At 32.5% G+C, this 2,596-nt stretch carries 1 protein-coding gene and 1 pseudogene; one reads left to right on the top strand and one right to left on the bottom strand.

Annotation, left to right across the window (positions count from 1 at the left end):
* Window positions 1–181: pseudogene (locus AB3X49_RS21115) on the top strand (helix-turn-helix transcriptional regulator); the annotation flags it as partial.
* 293 nt (window positions 182–474) lie between these two features.
* Here the strand turns inward: AB3X49_RS21115 and AB3X49_RS21110 are convergent.
* Window positions 475–1,794: an aromatic amino acid transport family protein gene (locus AB3X49_RS21110; RefSeq protein ID WP_367964548.1), complete on the bottom strand. Its 1,320-nt coding sequence runs from the start codon at window positions 1,792–1,794 to the stop codon at window positions 475–477.
* Window positions 1,795–2,596: the final 802 nt, after the last annotated feature.

Genomic DNA, 2,596 nt, shown 5'->3' with positions numbered 1-2,596 from the left:
CTATACAAATCCTTACCAATCCACAGCCATTCTAAAAACTTTTATCAATGTTAACAATCTCGATGAATTGATAGAAATAACAAATTGGCTACTTTTCCTAGGTAAAGATATCAAAATCAGGGAAGTTCCTGAAGAAGTGTTAGAAGATTTAAAAGAGATATTATGTTTATACTGCCCATAAGCAGTGGCCAGTTAAACCCAAAATAATATTGAGTTTGACTAGATGCCAGTTACCTCTATTTAAATACCTAGTAAAAACATTTTATTCGCTACCGCTACTTTAAACGCTCTTCTAAGAATAATGCCAACACAAAAAAAGACATGAACTAATCTTTGTTCATGTCTTTTTATATTAGAGTTTAACCCTCATAAAACAGCTTGTTTAAAATTCGAATATGGACGTATCTTATCCATAATCTCTTTCATTCTTTTTTCATATCCCTCTATTTTAGCACTTGAACTAACAATAGCGAATTAGAATAATGACTTAATACTTGCTAGGACAGTAAGTATACCTACAACAATGACAAACACATTGCTCATTTTCCCTCTGTATTTAGCTAGTACTGGTACTTTACGAATCGCATACATTGGTAATAGACATAAGATAGCAGCAACTAACGGACCGCTAAGGGCATCAATGATTCCAAGAATACTTGGATTTGCATAAGCAACATACCAACATGTTAATACGACAAAAGTAAGGATCACTGTCTTAATTGTTTTTTCTTCTATATTTTTTCCGCGTGTTTTACCAAACTTCATAATCACGTCACGCATTACCTCATATGCTCCTATATAATGGCCAAGGAAGGACTTAGTTATAGCCACAAAAGCAATGATAGGAGCTGCAATAGTGATTACTGGTGAATTAAGCTCATTAGCAAGATACGATAGAATTGATAGGTTTTGTTCTTTAGCCATCATAAGATCTTTTGGAGTTAAACTCAGTGCACTACTCCAAACAAAGAACATAACTACTACGAAAGTCATGATATAACAAACTTTTTGTATTTGAGCACATTTGGCATCAGTAGCTTCTATTCCATAGGTAGCTCTCTGCTTTATAACAAATGACGAAATAAGAGGAGAATGATTAAATGAAAATACTATGATTGGTAGTATCATCAATAGCACCCCAAAATACCCTGTTCCTGTTGAAGCAGTAGTAGCACTTGAAAAACTAAGCATTGACGTATTCCACTGTGGAATTAAAGATATTGAAATAAAAAGTAAAGAAGCAATAAACGGATATACTAGCATGCTCATTATCTTTACAATGATATCTTGACCAAAATTTAGTATAGCGATAAGACCGAGTACTAATACAAGCGATAAAATGGCCCTTGGAGGCTCCTGCATGTGCAATTGATGCACGATAAAACTACTTGCAGTATTTGTAAGTGCAACCGAATACATCAGCACGATCGTATAAATTGAAACGAAATATACTATGTTAAAAATTATACTTGCCTTATTTCCGAAATACTCTCTTATTGTGCCTGTAATCCCCTCATCAGCAGAATTAGAAGCGTATATCATTTTAGCAAGTGCCCTATGTGAATAATACATAACAGGAAATGCAAGTATCGTAATTAACAGTAATGATAATAAACCACCTGAACCTGCATTAATAGGTAAAAAGAGTACTCCTGCACCAATTGCTGTTCCAAAAAGGCTCAATGCCCAAGTAGTATCTTGTTTATGCCACTTTTTAGGATCTAGATATTTCTCATTTTTCACTGCATTATTTTCAGCTTGAAATTCTATTTTTTTTGCAGTATTCCCATTCATATAATAAATCCCCCTTGTATCCTATTCTTACGTCTCTTTTTAGGCTTAAGAATATAGACCATTCTTAAAAAATGAACCGCTTACTAGATGCGCCATATTGTAAACGATTCCACCTAAAGCTGTCTCTCTTAATGTGCGAGGCATTTATCCTCCAACCCTATACTTCCATTGATGATATTGTTTACACCAGCTAATACGATGTCCGCTGCTACTAAACTATTTTGAAGAAATTCCCCTTCTGGTCACACACCTTTCTGTAATTAATCGTTTCAGTCTGTCCAATTTTAAAATGTTTGATATTTTCTTCGTAGGTAATCGGTTACCTCTCGACGCCCTCATTATAACGTTTATATTTGCGAGTCTAATATTTTTTTATTTTTAGAAAGACAGAATAAACAGAATTATGAATAGATAATAAATTACAATTGGTATGTAACAATTGTGTCTATTTTTTGAAGCTGTATTAGTTAATAGAAAAGCAAACATAATACAGAGTTCCTTTCGTTAACACATTGATTATATTAGGAACTCGTTATAAAGATACTTATATTTCCCTTTTCTTTCACATCTTATCTTTGACATGAAAGCTGTTGTAATAAATAATACACATTGATGTAAAGGAATAAATTTAGAAAACACAAAATTATTATTATGAATTTTTATTACATATAACGAATCAATATTCATTTTTCAGAAAAGAAGAACTTTTTCAAAGGAGCCTAAGCACCTTATATAATGGTTATCATGTTAAGCCTGTTAAAAGAATTACACCATAAGTTTCCATTTACTATATGTAATATTT

This window comes from Bacillus sp. C30, from assembly GCF_040838255.1.
Lineage (GTDB): Bacteria > Bacillota > Bacilli > Bacillales > Bacillaceae_G > Bacillus_A > Bacillus_A mycoides.
This window is presented reverse-complemented; position numbering and strand designations above follow the sequence as displayed.

What these genes read in the sequence shown, in the direction of transcription:
- AB3X49_RS21110 (WP_367964548.1), bottom strand. Translation starts at nt 1,794, where the DNA reads ATGAATGGGAATACTGCAAAAAAAATAGAATTTCAAGCTGAAAATAAT.